Annotated in this window: 10 protein-coding genes and 2 CRISPR repeat arrays; all 10 genes read left to right on the top strand. The window is 67.8% G+C overall.

Annotated elements, in window-relative coordinates:
- Window positions 1-88 precede the first annotated feature (88 nt).
- Window positions 89-7105, top strand: coding sequence for an RHS repeat-associated core domain-containing protein (locus tag ACGFH9_RS29630; RefSeq protein WP_393225800.1), 7017 nt, complete (start codon window positions 89-91; stop codon window positions 7103-7105).
- 287 nt (window positions 7106-7392) lie between these two features.
- Window positions 7393-7677, top strand: a complete 285-nt coding sequence (locus ACGFH9_RS29625; RefSeq protein ID WP_393225778.1) for a winged helix-turn-helix domain-containing protein — start codon at window positions 7393-7395, stop codon at window positions 7675-7677.
- Window positions 7678-8158: 481 nt separating this feature from the next.
- Window positions 8159-9172, top strand: a complete 1014-nt coding sequence (locus tag ACGFH9_RS29620; protein WP_393225775.1) for a Dyp-type peroxidase — start codon at window positions 8159-8161, stop codon at window positions 9170-9172.
- 268 nt (window positions 9173-9440) lie between these two features.
- A CRISPR array of direct repeats spans window positions 9441-13098; the repeat unit is 22 nt; unit sequence CGGACCGGGCGAGGATCGCAAC.
- A 968-nt stretch (window positions 13099-14066) separates the two neighbouring features.
- Window positions 14067-16298, top strand: a complete 2232-nt coding sequence (cas3, locus tag ACGFH9_RS29615; RefSeq protein WP_393225772.1) for a CRISPR-associated helicase Cas3' — start codon at window positions 14067-14069, stop codon at window positions 16296-16298.
- Between the two features lie 8 nt (window positions 16299-16306).
- Entirely contained in the window at window positions 16307-16993 is a 687-nt protein-coding gene (cas5c, locus tag ACGFH9_RS29610; protein ID WP_393225797.1) for a type I-C CRISPR-associated protein Cas5c, read from the top strand.
- Window positions 16993-18840, top strand: a complete 1848-nt coding sequence (gene cas8c, locus ACGFH9_RS29605; RefSeq protein WP_393225770.1) for a type I-C CRISPR-associated protein Cas8c/Csd1 — start codon at window positions 16993-16995, stop codon at window positions 18838-18840. The genes cas5c and cas8c overlap by 1 nt, the downstream gene beginning before the upstream one ends.
- Window positions 18837-19703: a type I-C CRISPR-associated protein Cas7/Csd2 gene (cas7c, locus tag ACGFH9_RS29600; RefSeq protein WP_393225767.1), complete on the top strand. Its 867-nt coding sequence runs from the start codon at window positions 18837-18839 to the stop codon at window positions 19701-19703. The genes cas8c and cas7c overlap by 4 nt, the downstream gene beginning before the upstream one ends.
- Entirely contained in the window at window positions 19700-20347 is a 648-nt protein-coding gene (cas4, locus tag ACGFH9_RS29595; RefSeq protein WP_393225764.1) for a CRISPR-associated protein Cas4, read from the top strand. Before cas7c ends, cas4 begins: the two co-directional genes overlap by 4 nt.
- Window positions 20340-21365 carry a type I-C CRISPR-associated endonuclease Cas1c gene (gene cas1c / locus ACGFH9_RS29590; protein ID WP_393225761.1) on the top strand — a complete coding sequence of 342 codons (1026 nt, stop codon included), beginning with the start codon at window positions 20340-20342 and terminating at the stop codon, window positions 21363-21365. The genes cas4 and cas1c overlap by 8 nt, the downstream gene beginning before the upstream one ends.
- Before the next feature lies 1 nt (window position 21366).
- A complete protein-coding gene (gene cas2 / locus ACGFH9_RS29585; RefSeq protein ID WP_393225759.1) occupies window positions 21367-21657 on the top strand; it encodes a CRISPR-associated endonuclease Cas2 in 291 nt (96 codons plus the stop codon).
- Between the two features lie 126 nt (window positions 21658-21783).
- Window positions 21784-24114: direct repeats of the CRISPR family, unit length 37 nt; unit sequence GCTGCGCCCGGTCCCCGGACCGGGCGAGGATCGCAAC.
- Window positions 24115-24171 lie beyond the last annotated feature (57 nt).

The following is a 24171-nucleotide window of genomic DNA, read 5'->3' as shown; positions in this document are numbered from 1 at the left end:
TGCGGGTAGCGCTACGAGCGGCACCGACTTCATCGCCGTGCCGAAGTCGTACGCGGCCGGCGATGTCGGTTCGACGGGTGTGTTGACGGTGGACGGCACGCCGAGCGCGGTGACGGTGGGCACGTCGGGCACGGTGGCGTTGCTGCGTTTCTCGGGTGCCAAGGGTCAGCGTCTCAGCCTCGGTCTGACTGGGTCGACGTTCGGCACCGAACTCGCGATCGTGGGCTTCTCTCCGTATGGCGGTTCCTTCGCCCGGGACGAGTTCGACTCGGCGTTCCTGTTGTCGAACCTGTACGGCGGCTTGGCGTTGCCGCCGTTGCCGTCGAGTGGCACGTATCAGATTGTGTTGGATCCGGCCGGTACCGGAACTGGTTCGGTGACGGCGACGTTGTCGAGCCGGGTGCCTGGGGCGCTGAGTGTCACCGGTTCGGGAACCCAGGTGAGTCTGGGGCGGGCGGGTCAGCAGGCCGAGTTGACGTTCGATGTGACCGCCGGCCAGTACGTGAGTCTGGGTTTCACCGGGTCAACGTTCGCGAGCGGTTCCTTGACTGCTGAGGTGCGGGAGCCGAACGGCACGCCGCTGTTGTGGGGCACGACGCAGGCGACTCGTACGACGGTGAGTTTGCAGGGCGGGAATCTGGACCTACGGGTTACTCAGACGGGGACGTACCGGGTCATGTTCGGCTCGTCGGACGCGGGTACCGGTGCGGTGACGGTGACAGCGTCGACCTCGCTCGACGCGGGCATGCTGGCGCTGGGTACCCCGATGACTGTGGCAATCTCTCGCGCGGGTCAGGACGCGCGGATGAGTTTCGCGGGCACGGTGGGCCAGCGTTTGACGCTCGACTTCACCGCGTATTCCTTCCCGTACGCCCCGTTCGTGGACGTGTTGAACCCGGACGGCACTCTTCTCTCCTCCGGCAACCTGTCCAACCAGCGTCTGGACCTGCCGGATCTACCGGCGACCGGTGCGTACACGATTCGCGTGAGTCCGTATTCGAGTACGGGGTCGTTCACGGCCCGCCTGGTGCAACGATTGAACGCCGGGTCGATCACGGTGACCGGGGCGTCGGTGGCGGTGTCGCTGAGCCAGCCGGGCCAGGGCGCTGACCTGACGTTCAGCGCTACGTCTGGTCAACGGTTGTCGTTCGGCTTCACCGGGTGGACGTTCCCGGCTGCGGCGGTGGTGCGGGCGCAGGTGCTCGACCCGTCGGGTGTGGTGGTGGTTGCGCGGCGGATCGGTTCGCTCGGCTCGTTCTGGTTCACGCCCGCCACGTCGGGCAGTTTCCGTCTGGTGTTGGCACCGGAGGACAGCAGTACCGGTGCGGTGACGGTGACCTTGGCGCAGGAGGTCGCTGGGGGTGCCTTGACCATCGGCGCGGCGAAGTCGGTCACGTCGTCCCGGATCGGGCAGACGACCCGGTTGACGTTCACCGGTGCGGTCAACCAGCGGCTGAGTTTGAGGTTCGGGTCGTATACCTACCCGAACTACTTCGGGGTGCAGATCCTCAAGCCGGACGGGACGGTGCTGCGCGATGGGGTCCTGACCGAGTTGCAGCTCGACCTGGACCCGTTGCCGGCGGCGGGCACCTATCAGGTGGTGGTGTATCCGTACGCGGAGACCGGGTCGACGCAGCTCACGTTGGCGGAGCGGGTGGACGCCGGCACGGTGACGGTCGGCGGGGCCGCCAAGGCGTTGACGGTGGCCAGCGCGGGTCGGTACGTGGAGACGAGTTTCACCGCGACGGCGGGGCAGCGGCTGTCGTTGGGCTTCACTTCGTGGACGTTTGGGTCCGCCAGGTTGCGGGTGCGGATGCTGAGCGCCCAGTCGCAGACGATTTTCGACACCACGATCGCTGAGGGCGGCAGTGTCGAGGCGACGACCGGGGCTGCTGGTACGTATCGGATCGTCGTCGGTGCCGACGACCTGCGGGCCGGCTCGGCCACGTTGACCTTGTCCGAGCAGATCAACGGCGGTGCGATCAGCCTGAACACGGCGAAGACCGTGACCGCGAACCGGGCGGGGCAGAGCACCCGCTTCACCTACGCCGGCACCGCCGGGCAGACCCTCGCCATCCGGTACGGCACGGGCACTATGCCGTACTACCCGTTCGTCGTGCTCCGGAGCCCGACCGGCGCCATATTGGCGGATCTGGCGGGCGCGTCGACGGTGAATCTGCCGGCCCTGCCATCGAGCGGCACGTACGAGATCACGATCGGGCCGTACTCGTTCACCGGCACCATGGGCGCCACCCTGGTCACCCGAACCGCCAAGGCAGCGCAGGCGTTCGACGGCCTGGACAAGCAGACCCCATCCCTGCCCCGGCCCTCGGCAACCAGCACCCGCCTCGGCGGCGATCCGGCGAACCCGCACCTCGGATTACGGGAGGAGGTCCGGCTGCCGGCCGGTAAGCCCGGCCCCCAGTCGGCTACCACCGGCATGCCCGGCACCGGCACCTCCACCCCGGCCACTGCGGGCGCGCAGGGTGAGGGGTGGACGCCAGACCGGGCCAACCTTGACGGCACCGACTGGTACGCCCACCGTGCCGCGCCCGAGGCGCCGGCCCCACCAGTGTTGCGGGCGCCGGCCGGTGCCACTGCGCTGACCGGGCGGGTGTTGACCCTGGACGGCAAGCCGTTGCCGAAGGTGACGGTCAGCATCGACAAGGTTCGGAGTGCCACCGACGAACGTGGCCAGTTCCTGCTCACCGGTCTGCCGGCGGGGCACCGGGTGTTGCGGGTGGACGGGGCTTCCGCCAGTTCGCCCGGCCGGGTGTTCGGGTTGCATGACATCGGTGTGGACCTGGCTGCCGGGCAGACCACCGAGCTGTCGTACTCGATCTGGTTGACCAAGCTCGACACCGCGCACACGGTGCGGTTCGCCTCACCCACCGACAAAGAGGTGTCGATCACGACGCCGGCGGTACCCGGCCTGGAGGTACGTCTACCGGCCGGCGCGGTGATCCGGGACGTGAACGGCAAGGTCGTCACCGAGTTGGGGATCACCGCGATCCCGGTCGACCGGGCGCCGTTCCCGCTGCCCCGTTCGCAGGTGCCGTCGTACTTCACCGTCCAACCCGGCAGCGCGTACGTTTTCCCGGCCGGAGCGCGGGTGATCTACCCGAACTTCTTTAAGGCCAAGCCGGGTGCGGTGATGGACTTCTGGCACTACGACCCCGCGGACAAGGGCTGGTTCGTCTACGGGCACGGCACCGTCACCCCCGACGGGAAACGGGTGGAGCCGGACAAGGGCACCGAGGTGTACCAGTTCACCGGCGCCATGCTGATCACCCCCGGCCAGGACCCGCCGCCCGCAGTCGCCCCGGTACCCGGTGGTGGGGCACGCGGCGCCGACCCGGTCGACCTCGGCACCGGCCTGTTCCTCGACGAGCACACCGACATGACCGTCGACGACGTGGTGCCGTTGGCGGTGCGGCGCACCTACCAGCAGTCCGACACCGGGCGGCGGAGTTTCGGCATCGGGGTCAACTCCGACTACGACATCAACCTGTACTCAACGAACCGGTTCGTCGACTGCTGGCTCCTGCTCCCCGACGGCGGCCGGGTTCGCTACCACAGGATCACCCCGGGCAGCACCGGACCGCGTGACTTCCTCAACGCCGCGTTCGAAGCGGATCCGACCCCGACCGCGTTCAGTGGGTCGATCCTGGCCTGGAACGGCGACGGCTGGGACCTGCGCCTGCGCGACGGCACCACGTACGTGTTCGGTGACGAGGCGCCATTGCAGGCGATCCGGGACCGGTACGGCAACATCGTCACCGTTTCCCGTGCCCCGGCCCCGGCCGACGGTGACGGCTTTGTCCGGGCACGGGGGCCGATCACCCAGGTCACCTCACCGAACGGCAAGTGGATCAAGTTCTCGTACGACAGCGCGAACCGGATCACTCGGGCTGAGGACACCATCGGCCGGGCGGTGGCCTACACCTACACCACCGCCGGCAATCTGGAGACCGTCACCGACGTCAACGGCGGCGTCACCACCTACACGTACGAGGCCGGCAAACTCAAGACGATCAAGGACCCGCGTAACACCGTCTTCCTGACCAACGCCTATGACGCCAACGGTCGGGTGCAGACCCAGACCATGCCCGGCGGCGCCACCTACCAACTCGCGTACACGACCGACGGCTCCGGGCGGGTCACCGAGACCCGGTTGACCGACCCGAACGGGCACGTCCGCCGGGTCACGTTCAACAGCGCCGGGTTCACCACCAGCGACACCGCCGCCTACGGCACCCCTGACGCGCAGACCCTGCAGATCACCCGGCACTCCACCACCAACCTGCCGACCGCGTACGTCGACGCCCTGAACCGGCGTACCGAACTCGGCTACGACACGTACGGGAACCCGACCACTGTCACCGAGTTGGCCGGCACCAGTAACGCCCGCACCACGACCACCGTCTATGGTGGCCCGTTCGACCAGGTCAGCACCGCCACTGACCCGCTCAACCACAGCACCGGTTACGGCTACCAAACCGATGGTTCCCTGCGGACCGTCACCGATGCGCTGAGCCGGGTCACCACGTTCGACACCAACGAGGCCGGCCAGGTCATCAAGGTCACCGACAACGCCACCAGGGCGACCACCCTCGGCTACACCCTCGGTGACCTGACCACCGTGACCGACCCACTCGGTCGGGTCACCCGTACCAGCTACGACACCACCAGCCGGCCGGTCAGCACCATCGATGCGCAGGGCAACACCAGCCGCGTCACCTACGACAACGCCGGTCAGGTCAAGACGGTCACCGACCCGATCGGGCGTCTCACCAGCTACGAGTACGACCCGAACGGCAACCTCACCAGATCAGTCGACCCGCGTACCCACGCCACCAACTATGGGTACGACGCCTCCGACCGCCTGGAGACGGTCACTGATCCGCTGAACCGGGTCACCACCCGCACGTACGACCCGGGCGGCAACCTCAAGACGGTCACTACAGCCCGCGGCAAGGTCACCGGCTACGACTACGACAGCCTCGACCGGCCTACCACCGTCCGCTACGGCGTCACCGGCCCGTCCAGCCAGGAAAGCACCACCACTTACACGTACGACGCCGGTAACCGCACCCGCACGGTCGTCGACTCCGCTGGTGGCACGACCACTCTGACTCCGGACCTGCTGGACCGCACCACCCGGGCGGTCACCGGCCAGGGGCAGGTCGACTACACCTACGACCCCGTCGACCGACGCGCCACGATGACCGTCGCGGGCCAACCCGAAACCGTGTACGGGTACAACAACGCCGACCAGCTCACCAGCATTATCCGGGGCAGCGAAACCGTCGGCATCGGCTACGACAATGTCGGCCGCCGGAAGACCCTCACTCTCCCCGCCGGGGTGACCCAGACGTACGGCTATGACAACGCGGGGCAACTCACCAGCCTCATCTACGCCCGCGGCGCCACCACCCTGGGGAACCTGACCTACGACTACGACCCCGCTGGCCGGCCGATCCACGTCGGCGGCAGCTACGCCCGCGCCGACATCCCCGCAGCCTACGGCCCGGCCACCTATGACAACGCCAACCAGCTCGTCACCAACGGCGTCACCGCCCACACCTACGACACCGACGGCAACCTCACCTCCGACGGCACCGCCACCTACACCTGGAACGCCCGAAACCAACTCACCCAATACGCCAAACCCGGCCTCACCGTCAGCTACGGCTACGACGGACTCGGCCGCCGTGCCAACCGCGACAACACCACTTTTCTCTACGACGGCCTCAACACCGTCCAAGAACAAACCGGGTCGACCCCGACGGCGAACCTGCTCACCGGCGGCCTCGACGAAACGTTCAGCCGCACCACCAGCATCGAATCCCGTTCCCTGCTCACCGACGCGTTGGGCAGCACCCTCAGCCTCGCCGACACCACCACCCTCGGCGCCGAATACACCTACCAACCGTTCGGCGCCACCACCGTCACCGGCGACGACGCCGGCAACACCACCCGATTCACCGGTCGCGAAGACGACCCCAGCGGCCTGTACTACTACCGCAACCGCTACTACTCACCCACCAGCGGACGGTTCATCAGCCAAGACCCCCTCGGCCTCGCCTCTGGCGACACCAACCCCTACGCCTACGTCTTCAACCAGCCCACCAGCCTCGTCGACCCGATGGGCACCAAACCCCAAGGCTCCGGCGACTGCGGCACCCCCAACAGCTTCACCGCCGGCACCCAGGTCCTCATGGCCGACGGCACCACCAAACCCATCGAACAGATCACACTCGGCGATCAAGTCCACGCCGCCGACCCGGAAACCGGCGACGCCGGCGCACGCACCGTCACCGCCCTCATCCAAGGCGACGGCGACAAACACCTCATCGACATCACCCTCCAACCCGACAACGGTGAGAACGACAACGCCGAAACGCCGACCGCCACCGACGGACACCCCTTCTGGACCGACGACGACGGCAACCCCAACACCCCCGGCGGACGCTGGATCGACGCCGTTGAACTCCGCCACGGCCAATGGCTCAAAACCGCCGACGGCCATCTCGTCCAGGTTGCTGGCACCCACGCCTACACCCAGCAATCCACCGTCTACAACCTCACCGTCGACGACCTCCACACGTACTACGTGATCGCCGGCGGCCAATCGGTACTCGTACACAACACCGAACCATGTGTGCAAGACGATGGCAACCGATACGATGATCCGCTGCATTGGCATGCCGAAGGCGATCCTCAGGAATGGATTCCAATGAAGATATGGGCCCGCACGGGAGGTAATCTGAAGAGCGGCGAGTACCACTACGTGGTCATGCCAAATCGCTCCGTCCGGGCCTTCCATACGCGAGATATTATCGGCGACATCGATCTTTGGATCGATGGGATTGCCCCTTACGCAGGGCACACGAGTCTGTCTCGTGGAAGCCCGGTCATCATGGCGGGCTTGTTCGATGCTAATGCAAATGGAGTTATTACAAGGTTCGACAACCGGTCGGGCCACTATAAGCCGCGCTTCAACCCGCATAACTCAGCGCTTGAGCAAATTGCCCGAGATGCTCTCCTGAGAAACGGCTTCTCGGCAGCCAGCGCTCTGTGGGATCCAAGGAGATGGCGCTAGGGGATTACTGTATCAGTGGGTGCATCATTGGCCAGATGGGGCGATCAGGCGATGTATTTCCACTGTCGGGCTGGCGGTCTCGACACGACGAGATACGCGTCCTCGCTGGCAGGTCGCGGTGGACTGGGCGCGGATGAGATGTTAGCTGTTGCATGGCGCTGTCCGCCCTGGTGCTCTGGCGACATAGCGGCGCGACTCGCTCAACTGGTCAGGCGCGGCGCTCTGGCATGTGGCGTGCAGGGTAGAAGCTTTGTGGAGGTACCTCCACTCAAGGCGGGGCTCCGCGGGTGCCTAGGCCTAGCCCTGTCGTGTTCGGACCTAGAAGAATCGATGAATTGCCAGAGGTGGACGTGCATCCGAACATCGAAAATTTGGTCAACGACATCATTGCGAGGATTGATCGTAATGAGTTCCTCCCTGGATCGCGGCTACCCAGCCGCCGCGAGTTGGCTGAGCAGTACGCAGTGGCCCAGTCGACCGTCAACCAAGCTGTGCGTGAGTTGGTCGAGCGGAGGGTTCTGGTTGGCCGGCCAGGAGTCGGAGTCTTCGTGGCCGAGGCGGAAAAGGAGTAGCCCGACCTCGACCACCTGGGCAGCGACCCCGAATTCCGCTGGAAGTGTGCTGCCGGGTCGCGGGTCGCAATACTTGTCGATGCTGCAACGGAAATCTGTCGTTTCCGACCAGTGCTCGACGGTAGCATTGAGTCGGTTCGTTTGCTTCGATATGGGACTCCCGAGGAGAAATTTGGTGAATATGTCGTCCGACGAGCGGATGAACTTTCCGACGATTAGGTGGTCGAGGGTAGCCCGCTCGTGCAAACCATTCGCCTTCTAGGAATTGCTGGACCTGGCGCGAGTGCATCATCCGTGGTCGTGGGGAGGCGAATTGGTGTTGGTTGGTGGGCGGGCTGGCTTGTCGGGGTCGCGTAGGGCCGTGCTGGCTGGTGCCGGGGTTGTCGTTGGTTCGGGTGCGGTGGCTTGGTTGGTTGCCGGATTTCGGGCTGACGACCCTAGCCCGGCAGGGGAGGTGGTAGTTGGGCGTCAGTTTGGGGTGGTGACGTTGCCGCCTGCTGGTGCGGTGTTGGCCGCGTTCGACGTTCGGGTTGGGGATCTTGGTGCGCTTGCAGACGTGTTGCGTCGGTTGAGCGTGGCTGTCGGTCAGGTGGTGGGCCGGTTTGCGGGGGTGGGGCGACTGGTTGAGGTGACGGTAGCGGTCGGTGCGTCGTTGTTCGATACCCGATTCGGTCTGGGCGGGCACAGGCCGCGTGGGTTGGTGGAGATGCCGGTGTTTCCGAATGATGTGTTGGATCCGGCGCGTTGTCATGGTGATCTGTTGTTGCAGGTGGGGGCGGTTGATGCGGCAACGGCGCGGTCGGTGGTCGATGAGCTCGCCGGGGCGGATCTTGTGCCGCGGTGGCGGGTCGAAGGGTTCCGTGATGAGAACGCGGTGACCGAGGCTGGGCGGGCCAGTGACCGGAATCTGTTCGGATTTCGGGAGGGTGCGGGTAACCCGGACGTTCGTGACGAGGCCGAGATGGATCGGTTGGTGTGGGTGGGCAACGGTGGTGGTGAGCCGGTGTGGACGGCGGGTGGCACGTATCAGGTGGTGCGGGTCATCCGGTTCGCGACGGCGCTGTGGGACGGTGAGTCAGTAGGTCGGCAGGAGGCAGTGTTTGGCCGTCGTAAGGCGGACGGTGTTCCCCTCAGCGGGGAGGCCGAGAGTTTCGATTACCGAGCGGACCCGTCGGGGCAGCTGATCGCGTTAGATGCTCATATTCGGCGGGCGAATCCGCGTACGCCGGAGACCGCTGGTAGTCGGATCTTGCGTCGGGGTTACTCGTATCGAGGTGGGGTGGACGCGGCGGGGCGGCGGGACGAGGGAATGTTGTTCGTTTGCTTCCAGCAGGATGTGGAGCGTGGGTTCGCCACCGTGCAGCGTCGTTTGGCGGGTGAGGCCCTCGACCGGTACGTGTTGCCAGTCGGCGGCGGTTATTTCTTCGTCCTGCCGGGGATGAGCGGATCTGCGGGCGATTACCTCGGACGAGCGCTGATCGACGCTGCTAGCTGAGAGGGCTCGCTAGTCCATGGGCAGTATTCTTCGGCTGAAGTGAGCTTCGGGTGCTGGGTCTGTCCGCCGTTGTCGGTGTCCTGGCGTCGCGCCTACCAAATTCTTGTTGAGATCACGTCATTTCTCCGGACCGGGCGAGGACCGCAGCAACCAGCTCCAATTGCCGTCGACGACCCGTCCGGCGGCTACACCCGGTTCTTTGACCGGCGGGACTGCGCCCAGCATTCGAGGCTGGCGTCTGGCCGAGATACCGAGGCTGCGCCCGGTCCTCGGACCGGGCGAGGATCGCAACTCGACGGTGATAGCGACCTCGCGGCCAGGGTGGCGGCTGCGCCCGGTCCTCGGACCGGGCGAGGATCGCAACGGGGTCTCCATCCCGTGTCCTAGACACCCGGTCGGCGGCTGCGCCCGGTCCCCGGACCGGGCGAGGATCGCAACATCACCGCGCGGGCGTCGGCGGCCCGGCCGTCCCCGCTGCGTCCGGTCCCCGGACCGGGCGAGGATCGCAACCTAACCCGGGTCTGGCCGTACGGTCACAAGCCCGGAGGCTGCGCCCGGTCCTCGGACCGGGCGAGGATCGCAACTACATCTGCCCCGAGAGCAACCGGAAGGCGCTCACCGCTGCGCCCGGTCCTCGGACCGGGCGAGGATCGCAACATGTGCTGGGCCCGGAACAGGTCCCGGAAGTAGGAGCTGCGCCCGGTCCTCGGACCGGGCGAGGATCGCAACCACTCCGCGTATCGGCGCTCCATCTCCGGGTGAATGGCTGCGTCCGGTCCTCGGACCGAGCGAGGATCGCAACTCCGGTTTCCCGCGGCGCGGCGCAGCCGGACCTGCGCCGCGCTGCGCCCGGTCCTCGGACCGGGCGAGGATCGCAACAGGCTCACCGCAGGCGGCGCACCCGGTGTCGACGACGCTGCGCCCGGTCCTCGGACCGGGCGAGGATCGCAACCACGGCATCTCGTGCTTCTGCGCCTCCAGCGTCTTGTGCTGCGCCCGGTCCTCGGACCGGGCGAGGATCGCAACCTGTACGTCGGGATCACCGGCAGCCCGACCGCGCGAAGCTGCGCCCGGTCCCCGGACCGGGCGAGGATCGCAACGCGGGCGTAGGCGATCACCTGGCGGATCTGCGCCTCGCTGCGCCCGGTCCCCGGACCGGGCGAGGATCGCAACTTCCGGACCGACCCGTCACGGTTGACCCTGACGGACTGCTGCGCCCGGTCCCCGGACCGGGCGAGGATCGCAACGGGTGGGATGGCCACACCGGCTACCGCGCCCGGTGCGGCTGCGCCCGGTCCTCGGACCGGGCGAGGATCGCAACCCGTTCGGAAGCGGGCAGGCCGGCTGTGGCGGACGGGCTGCGCCCGGTCCTCGGACCGGGCGAGGATCGCAACGGGGTCTCCATCCCGTGTCCTAGACACCCGGTCGGCGGCTGCGCCCGGTCCTCGGACCGGGCGAGGATCGCAACGTCGTACCCGGGGGCGGGTGAACGGGCAGGCCGGCTGGCTGCGCCCGGTCCTCGGACCGGGCGAGGATCGCAACTTGATCTTGGCAGCGATGCGGGGGCCGGACGTGAGCACGCTGCGCCCGGTCCTGGGACCGGGCGAGGATCGCAACTCGGGCGCCGTCTACGCGGGCGGCCGCTGGTTGGAGGCTGCGCCCGGTCCTCGGACCGGGCGAGAATCGCAACACCGAACTGGACGCCGTGTCGCCGGCCATCGTCGCGGGCTGCGCCCGGTCCCCGGACCGGGCGAGGATCGCAACATCCACACCCAGTCGATGTCGGCCATCGATCAGCCCACGCTGCGCCCGGTCCCCGGACCGGGCGAGGATCGCAACCCGAGCCGGTGCCGCAGGACGCGGCCAGGTGCGGCGCGCTGCGCCCGGTCCTTGGACCGGGCGAGGATCGCAACGGGTCAACCGACCGGGACCGGGCCTCCTGGTACGCGGCTGCGCCCGGTCCTCGGACCGGGCGAGGATCGCAACGGCAAGGAGACCGTGCAGCGGGTCCGGTACGTGCAGTGCTGCGCCCGGTCCTCGGACCGGGCGAGGATCGCAACTACGCCGTCCTGGCCACCTGGCGGAAGCGCAACCCCAGCTGCGCCCGGTCCTCGGACCGGGCGAGGATCGCAACGTCAGGTGGACCCAGTCCTCGTTTGAACGGCGCACCGCTGCGCCCGGTCCCCGGACCGGGCGAGGATCGCAACGTGGAGGTAGACATCGCGCCGGCGGCGCTGTCGGCGGCTGCGCCCGGTCCCCGGACCGGGCGAGGATCGCAACATCGCCTTGGCCATGTCAGCCGGCGTGATGCCGTCGGGCTGCGCCCGGTCCCCGGACCGAGCGAGGATCGCAATTCGATTTGGATCTGGTCGCCCGCGCAGGCCCCCGACGGGCTGCGCCCGGTTCTCGGACCGGGGGAGGATCGCAACGTGGTGTTCGCCGTGGTGGTGCTGATCGTGCGCCGCCGGCTGCGCCCGGTTCTCGGACCGGGCGAGGATCGCAACACGTGCCGACCGAGTGGGTGCGCGGCCGCACGAGCGCTGCTCTCGGTTCCCGGACCGGGCGAGGATCGCAACGATGGGGTGTCAGCGCACCAAACTGCGCGGCACCCAGGCTGCGCCCGGTTCTCGGACCGGGCGAGGATCACAACGCGATTGGGTCGATCACGCCCGCCAACGTCGGCCCCGTTGCGCGCGGTCCCCGGACCGGGCGAGGATCGCAACACGGCCTTCGGGTGACCGTGGCCGTCGACGGCCAGGAGTTGCGCCCGGTCCCCGGACCGGGCGAGGATCGCAACCTTTGCGCGCTGCGTGGGGGTCATCGCTTCCCACTCGCTGCGCCCGGTCCCCGGACCGGGCGAGGATCGCAACGTTGACGTGCGGCGCTGTCGACTCGGCCAGGTACATGCTGCGCCCGGTTCCCGGACCGGGCGAGGATCGCAACCGGATCGCGAACATCGGGAAGCCGGCCGGCGGGTGGGGCTGCGCCCGGTCCCCGGACCGGGCGAGGATCGCAACAGCGGAATCTCGAACCGCTCTACCGTGTTCGGCTCAGGCTGCGCCCGGGTATCGGACCGGGCGAGGATCGCAATGATGTGGTTGATCTGCCTGTTCGGCAGGAACCGCTCCAGCTGCGTCCGGTCCCGGGACTGGGCAGGGATCGCAATTCGGTGCTCGTGGCATCGGTCACCCTGCTGGGACTCGCTGCGCCCGGTCCTCGGATCCGGGCGAGGATAGCAATTCCGGTCAGGGTGCCAGCTGCCCGCGGACACCAGCGTGAGGAAAAACCAGGCTGCGCCCGGTTTTCGGACCGGGCGAGGAACGCAACATGGAGCGGGCACGCGAGACCCGCGCGGCGTACGACGCTGCGCCCGGTTCTCGGACCGGGCGAGGATCGCAACGTCAACCCGCACAGTCCCTAACCTTCTCGGCGCCGGCTGCGCCCGGCCCGACAGTCCGCGGACCGGGCGAGGGTCGCAGCCTGTTCGTCGTCTCGCTCGGAGTCTCTCCGGCCTGAGCGCTGCGCCCGGTTCCCGGACTGGGCGAGGATCGCAACCTGCCTCGCCTGATCGGCACCACCCCTGCCGAATACCGCTGCGCCCGATCCTCGGACCGGGCGAGAATCGCAACCCTATTTCCGCCGCCCGGCCGGTATCCGGGCGGAAGGGCTGCGCCCGGTCCCTCGAACTGGGCGAGGATCGCAACTTCGTCACTGGCTCCATCCGGGCTTGGCGGGATGCCAGGCTGCGCCCGGTCCCCGGACCGGTCGAGGATCGAAATGAGGTGAGCGTTGACGCTGGCGGCGTCCTGCATCCAGCGCTGCGCCCGGTTCCCGAACGGGCGAGGATCGCAACGGCTGGGTCAACGAACGCATCGCCCCACCGGCCGGTGCTGCGCCCGGTCCCCGGACCAGGCGAGGATTGCAGCGCGTCACTGCGGGGTCGGTGCGGTGATGTCGCCAGGTCCAGCGCTGAGCAGGACCCAGACGCAAGACCGAAGAGGTGAGCTGCCCGAACGACCGCCTCACTGATGGCACGGTGTGGTCTTGGCGCTCCTCGTCGTGCAAACCAGTTGCGAGGAGTGTGGACGGGTCATGCCTATGACCCGTCCACAGCTCAGTCACCGGTCTTGGACAATCCGATACGTCAGCCCGAGGGCGGCCAGGAATGCAAGAAGCCCAGCCGGGAGCCCTTGCAGAGTGCCAACCACGACACTGCAGGCCCCACTGATGCTGAGAATCAGCGCCCACTTGAGGGGAAGTTGGGGATCAGGGTTCCGATCATGCGGGTCCGAAACGGTAATCAGGGGCAGTTGGCCTAGGCTCATCTAGTCTCCTCGAGATCCGAGTGGGGGAGGCACGGCGGCCCGCTGCGCTAACAGCGGGCCGCCCCTACTCATCGAGCGGGGGCGGCCAGGGCCGTGGCAGTGCCATCGAATGCATGCGCCGCCATCTTGGCATGTTGTCCTTTATGGAGGCAAGCTCTGGCACCTGTCGGTCCTACTGCTCGGATACCTTAACGGTGAAGTAGCGCCCCAACAGCTCATACCCTTACGGCGAAGTAGCGCCCCTACCGCCTCGTTATAGTGGTTGCCGGTGGTTGATGGCGACCACTGGTCCTCCTCTGTGGGGCTGCGGTGCCCGGTGTGCAAGTCGGTGCCGAGGGTCGAAATACCGTAATGGTGTCAGCGGTAGGAACCGCCGTGGGCGTGTCCTTGCGGGCCGGGTAGCCCCGGCCCGCATCGCCCAGACAACTATCGGACAGATCGCAGGCACGGCGTTGACTCCTTCGAGGGCTGATGGCTCTATGGGTCGTCCGTATTGGGTATCGAGTCCGGGACTGCGTGTGAGAGCTGAAGATCCGTTGTGGGCGCATAGCCCTGCTCCTGGTACTGAGGTGTGGCACTCTCTCGAAGATCACCTGCGCGGTACGGCCACCCTTGCTCGGCGTTTCGCGGCACCCTTCGGGGGCGGCGATCTGGCGTATTGGCTGGGTTTGCTGCATGACTGTGGCAAGGCCAGTTGCGCATGGCAGGAGCGGTTATCGAAGGTTGCCGCTGGTGGCGGCCGAGTCGGCATCGATCACAAGGCGTTCGGCACTCGAGTCGCGTGGGACCGTGGTCTAGGTCGGTTCGCTTTCGGTATTTTCGGGCATCATGGTGGGCTCCTGGACCAGGGCGACTTCAAGAAGAAGTTGATGGCTGTGTTGAGGGATAACCCGCGGAATGTGGCGTCGGCGGAGGCTGCCCTGTCCCGTCTGCTGCCGGACTTGCCTGCCGACCTGAGTGCTGCGTTGCCTGAGCGTTGGCAGCAGGATCCGCTGATGGGGGAGATGGCGTTGCGGCTGTGCTACAGCGCTCTGGTTGACGCCGATGGGTTGGATACTCACGCGCACCACCATCAGCTCGCCGCTGCGAGGGTGCGCCCGGACGCCGATTTTAGCCACCTGTTCGCCCGGTTCGAGCGACGTCGGGCGGAGGCGCTTGCGCAGCGTCCGCCGTCGCCGATCGATGGGCTACGAGAGCAGGTTTACGCGGAGTCTCTCGCCGCCGCTGAGCGACCTACCGGGATGTTCCGGTTGCACGCGCCGACTGGGGTTGGGAAGACGCTTGCCGCGGCTGGTTTCGCGCTGCGTCACGCGCAGCGGCGCGATCTGCGTCGGGTGATCGTCGCGGTGCCGTTCTTGACCATCACCGAGCAGAACGCCGATGTCTACCGGCAAATGCTCGACGAGGATGGTGCGGAGCCGGTGGTGTTGGAGCATCACAGCCAGGTGGATTTCGATGCTCCTACGGCTGGGCGTTGGGCGCGTCAGGCCGCGGAGAACTGGGATGCGCCGTTCGTGGTGACGACGTTTGTGCGTCTGTTCGAGTCCCTCTACGCCCGTAAGCCGTCGGCGATGCGCCGGGTGCATCGGCTGGCGGGGTCGGTGATCGTGCTGGACGAGATTCAGGCGCTGCCGCACGACATGCTCGTACCGATCCTGGACGGCCTGCGTCTGCTGGTGGAGCACTTTGGGACGACGGTTCTGCTGTCGTCGGCTACCCAGCCTGATTTCTGGGCGTTGCAGACCTTCGAGGACCTGGACCGGTTCGAGTTGGTCTCGGAAGTGTCGGTGCTGAACGAGAAGATGCGGCGTGTGTCGTATGAGTGGCGGCTGGACGCAGGTCTGACCTTGGCTGACATCGCTGATGACGCCAGCGTCGGGCTGGCCGCCAGCGGCGACGGTGGTGCGTCGGCGATGGTCGTGGTGAACACGACTGCGGATGCGCGGACGGTGTATGAGCGTTGGCAGGAGGAAGGCTTCGGTGATGTCGCCTGGCATCTGTCGACGCGGATGTGCCCGGCGCATCGGCGGCGGGTGCTGGAGGTGGTGATCCGGCGGTTACGTGCCGGTGAGCGAGTGCTCCTGGCGGCGACGCAGCTGGTGGAAGCGGGCGTGGACCTGGACTTTCCGCTGGTGTATCGGGCGATGGCGCCGGCTGATTCATTGCTGCAGGCCGCCGGTCGGGCCAACCGGGAAGGGCGCTTGGAGCGTGGACGGGTCGTCATCTTCGCTGCGTCAGACGGTGGGCAGCCTAAGGCGTACAACAAGCTGGTCGGTGTTGCGAAGAGCTGTTTCGGGCCCGGCAAGGCTGATCCGGACGACGTAAAGGCCCTGACCAGCTACTACCACCGCGTCTACGGCGCGCTGAATCTAGAGGATTCGAGCCACATTGGACAGCGTATTCAGCAGGCCCGTGAGCAGTGGGCGTTCCAGACGGTTTCTGACGGTCCGATGACCGACGGGGGCCGGGACCGTAAGCGGGCGTTCCGGCTCATCCACGACGAGGGCATCTCGGTCGTGACACCACAGGGTGCGTTGACGGACGCGGAGTCCGGCGCGCTCGTCGACCTGATTGAAAAAATCCGCGCTGCGCCGGTGCCGGACCTGCATGACCTGCGTCAGCTTCAGGCCTACACCACCACCGTGCACAGCGGTGTCCTCCGTAACCCGGAGGTGACGGCGTACATGCGGCCGATCCTCGGCGATGAGGTGCAGCTGGGCGGGTTGGTGGAGTGGATCGGCGGATACGACGAGGCAACTGGCATCACCTTCGACCCGAGTTTCGAGGAGTTCGTGCTGTGACGACGGATGTGATCGACGGGGTGACCCTGCGACGGAGCCGCGAGGGTGACCTGCCCGTGGTGGTTCAGGTCGCAGGTGAGGCCGCCCTGTTCTCCCGCCCGGAGCTGAAGGTGGAGCGGGTGAGCTACCCGGTCATGACGCCTCCCGCCGCGGTGGGCGTGCTGGAGTCGATCTACTGGAAGCCGGAATTTCGCTACGAGATCGTCGCGATCGAGGTGCTCCGCCCGATCCGGCAGTTCACGATCCGTCGCAACGAGACCACGGACGTGGCACCGTTGGCGGAGGCGATCAAGGGCACCCGCCGGGTGGACACGGTGGCGCATCGCGATCAACGCAACGCAGTGTGCCTGCGGGACGTGGCGTACCGCATCCACGCGCACATGGTGCCGGCTCCGCACGCGGACAAGCCGGCTTCCGCGTACCGGGATCAGTTGCGCCGCCGGGTCCGCCGGGGTGCCTGCTTCCAGCGCCCCTACCTGGGTACGCGGGAGTTCAGCGCGGAGTTCGGTTGGCCGGACGCCACGGTCGAGCGCCAGCACGATCTGCATGAGGACATCGGCATCATGCTGCACTCGATTCACCGCGACGGCGGCGGCAGTCCTCGGATGGAGTGGTTCTCCGCCCGGGTGCAGGCCGGGGTTCTGTACGTGCCGCAGCGGGGGATGGAACTCGCCCTTCCGGGCGGGGGTGTCTGATGTTGTTGCAGCGGCTCGTCGAGTACGCGGAGTCCAGTGGCGAGGTGACTCCACCGTTCTATGGCAGGAAGCCGGTGCGGTTCCTGCTCTACATCGCCGCTGACGGCACGCCCGCCAACGTCGAGTTGGTCGATTTCGCGGATCCGGGTACACCCGGGCAGCGTTTCGGGATCGAGCGGTGGATGCCAAACGTCACTCGTACCGTGGGGGTCGCGCCGACGCTGGCTGCTGACACCGTCGAATACGTGTTGGGCTGGGTCGCCGAGGATGGCAAAGCCGACCGGGTGGCCAAGCAGCACACCGCGTTTCGGGAGCTGATCCGGGACTGGGCTGCCGCGGAGCCGGACGGCCCAGCTCCTGCCATCGCCGCCTTCTACGCTGGCGGTCACTCGTCGAAGGTCGTCACCGATGGGACGTGGAGCCGCGCCGACATGGTGGCCTTCGTCGTCGACGGGCAGATCGCCACCGAACACGAATCAGCGAAGCGGTACTGGGCGGGCGTCGCCGCCGGGCGTAAAGGGCTCGGCCGGGCCGGTTACTGCCTGGTCTGCGGCCAGGTCCGCGACCTGCTCAAGACAATCCCGCAGCAGATTCCGCGGCGGTGGCTGCCCGGCGCCACCCAGAGCGCCTCGCTGGTGAGCGTCAACGAGGCGTCCCACGGCTATGAGCTGACGAAACTTCTGGCCCACACGCCGATCTGTGTCACATGCGGTCTGACGTTCATGTCGTCGTTGACGACGGTGCTCTCCGATGAACGGCACAGCACCGCGCTACCCGGGCAGAACGCCCGTCTGGCCTGGTGGTTGGTCGGCGGCTCCCGCTTCGACCCCATGGCCCCGCTGGACGCCCCGGACCTCGAAGACGCCCGCGCCCTACTCACCACCCCCCACGACGGCATCGATCCCGGCGACGATGACCTGTCCACGTTCTGCTCGGTGACCGTCGGCGGCAACGTCGCCCGGGTCGTGATCCGCGACTGGGTGGAGATGCCGCTGCCCCGGGTCAAGGGCCATATCCGTTCGTGGATCGACGATCACGAGATCGCGGACTGGTCCGGCGAGGTCACCCAGGTCCGGCTGACCCAGCTGGTCCGCGCTGCGGGCCGGTGGCAGGTCGGGCGAGGTGGCGCCCCCGGCAGTTGGGTCAAACTCGGCGCCAGGGGCGAGGACCGCCCACCCGGCCTGCAACACGCGCTGCTACGGGCCGCGCTGCTCGACAGCCCGCTGCCGCCGCGACTGCTCACCCATGTGCTCAACCGAATCCGCACCGACGGCCGGGTCGATCCGGCACGCGCGGCCTTGATCCGGCTCGGCCTGCGCCGCCGATCACGTCGACTTGACGATCCCGAAAGCCGAACCGCCGAGTTTGAAAGGCTGACCCCCACGTTGAACTTGGACAACAACGACCCCGCTTACTTGTCCGGCAGGGCCTTCGCCGTTCTCGATGACCTTCAGCAGACGGTTTTCCGCGCGGCGAACCAGCCGCTGAACACCACCTTCGCCGAGCGGTACATGGGTCGCGCCATCACCAACCCGAGAGTCGTCCTGGTCAACGGGCAGCGGACCTCGACCGCCTGGTTGCGCCGCCTACGTGGACCGCTGCGCAAACCGGGCTGGGCCAGGGCATACGCCAACCGACTCGACGACATCTTCGCCCAGATCGACACGAGCCGGGACTCGATTCCGAGCACCGCCGTCCTGGCGCAGAAGGCCCAGTTCGTCCTCGGCTTCCACCAGCAACGCGCCGCCATGCGCGCCGAGCGCATCGAGGCCGCCGCCAAGAAGAAGAACACTGACCTGCCACCCGCCTCGGACGACCAGCCCACCACCGAAGGAGACGCCGAATGAGCGACACCCACCTCGACCCGGCCCGCCGCCACGACGCTGTGCTCCTGTTCGACGTCACCGACGGTAACCCCAACGGCGACCCCGACGGCGGTAACCAGCCGCGTACCGACGACGAGACCGGACAGGGGCTGGTCACCGACGTCGCCATCAAGCGCAAGATCCGCGACACCGTCGCCCTGATGCGCGGCGACGACCCGAAGTTTGGGATTTTCGTCGAGGCCGGCCACGCCCTCAATACCCGCATCGAGGAGGGCCTCAAGGCCAACCCCGGCCGCGCCGACGAGGCACAGCGGTGGCTCTGCGAGCACTACTTCGACATCCGCATGTTCGGCGCCGTCCTCAGCACGGGCACCACCAAGGGCGGTGCCGGACAGGTGCGCGGTCCGGTGCAGCTCACCTTTTCTCGCAGCGTCGACGCGGTGCTCCCCACCGATCACGCCATCACCCGGGTCACCCAAACCCGCCAGGATGACATCGACAAGGGTGAGCGGACTGAGATGGGCTCGAAATGGACCGTGCCCTACGGCCTCTACCAAGCCCGAATCTTCTACTCCGCCCCCCTTGCCGCGAAGACGGGCGTCACCTCTGACGACCTCGCCGTCTTCTGGCGGGCGATCACCCTGATGTTCGACCACGACCGCTCCGCCACCCGCGGCGAGATGAAACTCTGCGGCCTGTACGTCTTCAGCCACCCCGACGCCCTCGGCGTCGCACCGGCGGCCAGCCTCACCGAACGCGTATCCCTCAGCCGCACCAACACGGAAAAGCCCGCCCGGCACCACCTGGACTACCAACTGACCCTCGCCACTGACAACCTCCCAGAGGGCATCGAGTTCACCCCACTGGTGAATCTCTGGCCGTGACCCCGACGACCGATGGCGACGGCACCCTCGCCGAGATCCCGCTCTCCGCACTCGAGCACTACGCCTACTGCCACCGACAGACCGCGCTCATCCACGTCGAGGGCATCTGGGGTGACAGCGCGCAGACCGTACGCGGCGATCTGAGCCATCGACTGGTGGACCTGCCCGGCCTGACCCGGCGGGCAGGTCTCACCACCATCCGCTCCCTACCCGTGGGCAGCGCCGTGTACGGCCTCAGAGGCATCTGCGACGTCGTCGAATTCGCCGGCACCACCGCCACCCCAGTGGAATACAAGGTCGGCCGCTACCAGCCAGACGGGCCCGCTGACCTCCAACTCGCCGGCCAGGCCCTTTGCCTCCTCGAAGCCGGATTCGACGTACCCCTCGGATACATCTACTCCGTCGCCGAACGCCGCCGCCACCCGGTCACCATCAGCCCCGACCTCCTGCGCCGGGTAGTGCAAGCGACCGAGGCCATCCGGCGTCTCCTCGCGTCCCCACACCTACCAGCGGCACGCAACGACACCCGATGCCGCAAGTGCTCACTGCGCGACGACTGCCTACCCGACATGACCGACGGCCGGCAGACCCGACCGGCAGCCGACCTCTTCACCCCCAGGCCGTTGGGACAGTGGCGTGACTGAACTCCTCAACACCCTCTACGTACAAACACCGGGGACCAGCCTGCACCTCGACGGCGACACCGTCCGCGTCTACCACCCAGAACAGACCGGACGACGCCTGCTGCCCCTGAGCCGAGTCGACCACCTGGTCCTCTTCGCCGGCGTGACCATCACCGACGACCTGCTGCTGCGCTGCGCAGACGACGGCCGATCCGTCAGCTGGCTCACCGGCATGGGCCGATTCAGAGCCCGCGTCGCCGGCCCCACCAGCGGCAACCCCCTCCTGCGACAAGCCCAGCACCGCGCCGTCGACAACCACGACCACCGGATCAAGATCGCCAAAGCCATGGTCGCCGGCAAGATACACAACTCCCGCCAAGTCCTTCTCCGCGCCGGCCGCGACACATCCGGTCACCGGCAGACCGCGCTACGAGCCTCAGCGGAACTCATCGCCCAACGACTGGAACTGCTCAAGAGCGCCGAGAACCTCGACAGCGTGCTCGGCACCGAAGGCATCGCCGCACACGACTACTTCGCCGCCCTGCCATACCTCGTCACCGACAAGCAATGGCGCGGCACCGGCCGAACCAAAAGACCACCCACCGACCCCGTCAACTGCCTCCTGTCGTTCCTCTACGGCATGCTCCGAGTCGCCGTACACGGCGCACTCGAACACGTCGGCCTCGACCCCTACATCGGGTTCCTTCACGCCACCCGCCCAGCCAAGCCGGCACTCGCACTCGACCTGATGGAAGAGTTCCGCCCCCTCCTCGCCGACCGGCTCGCCTTCACCCTGCTCAACCGACGAGAACTCTCCGCCGACGACTTCGAACTGCTCCCCAACGGCGCATACCGGCTCACCGAGACCGGCCGAAAAAACACCCTCAACGCCTGGCAGGCCGCACGACGACGAGCCTGGCCACACCCCCAACTCAACCGCGAGATAGAAGGCGCCGTTCTCCCGCTCGTGCAAGCACGCCTGCTCGCCCGGCACCTCCGCGGAGACCTCGACACCTACCGCCCCTGGACAGTCAACTGACGTGGACATCCTCATCACCTACGACGTCGAAACCATCACCCCAGCAGGCCAGAAGCGGCTGAGGAAAGTCGCCAAGATCTGCGAAGCGTACGGACACCGCGTCCAGAAATCCGTCTTCGAGGTCGTCTGCCGCGACGCCGACAAGGTAAAACTCGTCGCAGCCCTGCAAGATGCCATCGATCCCACCCGCGACAGCATCCGCATCTATCGCCTCCCAGCCAACGCACTCGACAACGTCGAACACCTGGGGCGACCCCGACACGTCGACCCCCGCGGCCCGTTCGTGATCTAGGAACCTCCAGTGACCATCCGTCCAGGCGGAGGTTCTTAACCACTAAATAGCATTAAAACGGAATTATCTGGCACGACTGCCGACATCAATCTAGCGATTGACCTGAATATTGGCTGTTCGCGAGCCGCTGCGCCCGGTCCCCGGACCGGGCGAGGATCGCAACTGATCCAGGCCGAGCAGCCGCAGGTCCAACGATGCGGGCTGCGCCCGGTCCCCGGACCGGGCGAGGATCGCAACGTAGATCATGGGAGGACGCTTGCCGATGACAGTAAGCAGCTGCGCCCGGTCCCCGGACCGGGCGAGGATCGCAACGCGCTGGTCGAACAGGCGTGGGAGAAGGGTGCCGTTGCTGCGCCCGGTCCCCGGACCGGGCGAGGATCGCAACAGCAACGTGTCGGCGGGTGCCCGTGACACCCCGGGGGCTGCGCCCGGTCCCCGGACCGGGCGAGGATCGCAACCTCTCCCTGAAGTCCTTCAGCTTGAACGTTCCCAGGGGCTGCGCCCGGTCCCCGGACCGGGCGAGGATCGCAACGACGACGTGCCCCTCGGCGCCGAAGCGGAGGCTGCGGTGCTGCGCCCGGTCCCCGGACCGGGCGAGGATCGCAACGTCACCCTCAACCTCGCCGCCGGCAAAGACCTGCGGGGCTGCGCCCGGTCCCCGGACCGGGCGAGGATCGCAACCACGCGTGGGCGATCTGGTTGAAGCCCCATTTGAAGGGGCTGCGCCCGGTCCCCGGACCGGGCGAGGATCGCAACCTTGATGCGGGCGGCGTCGGCGCGGCGGCCTGGTCGAGCTGCGCCCGGTCCCCGGACCGGGCGAGGATCGCAACATCCGCGTCGGCGATCAACTCGCGCTCTGGGCACCGCTGCGCCCGGTCCCCGGACCGGGCGAGGATCGCAACCTTGTACACGGCGGCGGTGCCGGAGCCGTTGCCTCCGGGCTGCGCCCGGTCCCCGGACCGGGCGAGGATCGCAACGGCTGCACGGTGACGGTGACCTGCGTGCCGGCCAGGTGCTGCGCCCGGTCCCCGGACCGGGCGAGGATCGCAACCCGTGCGCCTCCCGCCATTCGGTAATCAGTAGACCTGGCTGCGCCCGGTCCCCGGACCGGGCGAGGATCGCAACTCGACCCACGGCCAGTCGTGGAGCAATCCCGTGACGGCTGCGCCCGGTCCCCGGACCGGGCGAGGATCGCAACGCGTAAGAAAGATCATCGTTAGGGTCCGATTACGGCAGCTGCGCCCGGTCCCCGGACCGGGCGAGGATCGCAACAGCGCCTGGCAAATCCGGGCGTACACCGGCGGCGAGAGCTGCGCCCGGTCCCCGGACCGGGCGAGGATCGCAACTCGGCCCAGACCAGCGCGTCGGGTCCACCGGGCTGCGGCTGCGCCCGGTCCCCGGACCGGGCGAGGATCGCAACACCGGCGGTGGGATCTTCATCGGCGTTTCCGCGCTCGAGCTGCGCCCGGTCCCCGGACCGGGCGAGGATCGCAACTCCGAGGTGCGGTTCGCGTTGCGCGACGACGACAAGGCTGCGCCCGGTCCCCGGACCGGGCGAGGATCGCAACAACAGCAAGGACGGGGCGGTGGCCGAGGTCGTCGCCGGCTGCGCCCGGTCCCCGGACCGGGCGAGGATCGCAACGGATTCCCTTGGCACACAAGACCGCCAGCCTCGTCCCGCTGCGCCCGGTCCCCGGACCGGGCGAGGATCGCAACGTGGATTGGGGGGCAAGCCTGCCTTGCCCCCCTCGCAGCTGCGCCCGGTCCCCGGACCGGGCGAGGATCGCAACTGGGTCGCGGTGGACGAGCCCGCCGAAGAGGTCGGCTGCTGCGCCCGGTCCCCGGACCGGGCGAGGATCGCAACTTGATCTTGGCAGCGATCCGGGGACCGGACGTGAGCACGCTGCGCCCGGTCCCCGGACCGGGCGAGGATCGCAACGCGCTCGCGCCGGGCCTCGCTGAACTTGGCGACGCCGGCTGCGCCCGGTCCCCGGACCGGGCGAGGATCGCAACCGCGCCGCCGCCGCGGTGTCGCAGGGGACCTGGAAGGCTGCGCCCGGTCCCCGGACCGGGCGAGGATCGCAACACCGGCGTCACCTCGACCCAACTGCCCTTGAAGTACCGCTGCGCCCGGTCCCCGGACCGGGCGAGGATCGCAACGAGGGGACGCTCGCCTCGGGCGTACTCCTGGTGCTCGGCTGCGCCCGGTCCCCGGACCGGGCGAGGATCGCAACTCGGTGTCCCCAACGTGACCCGGCTGATCGCGCACGCCGCTGCGCCCGGTCCCCGGACCGGGCGAGGATCGCAACACCGGTGCGCCGCCGATGCCGAAGCCGCCGGGCCGGCTGCGCCCGGTCCCCGGACCGGGCGAGGATCGCAACGCTCCGAAGGAGCAGGCGTGGGCGGACATGGCCGAGGAGCTGCGCCCGGTCCCCGGACCGGGCGAGGATCGCAACGAGGGGACGCTCGCCTCGGGCGTACTCCTGGTGCTCGGCTGCGCCCGGTCCCCGGACC

The sequence above is a fragment of the Micromonospora sp. NPDC049102 genome, from assembly GCF_043197485.1.
Classification (GTDB): Bacteria; Actinomycetota; Actinomycetes; order Mycobacteriales; family Micromonosporaceae; genus Micromonospora.
This window is presented reverse-complemented; position numbering and strand designations above follow the sequence as displayed.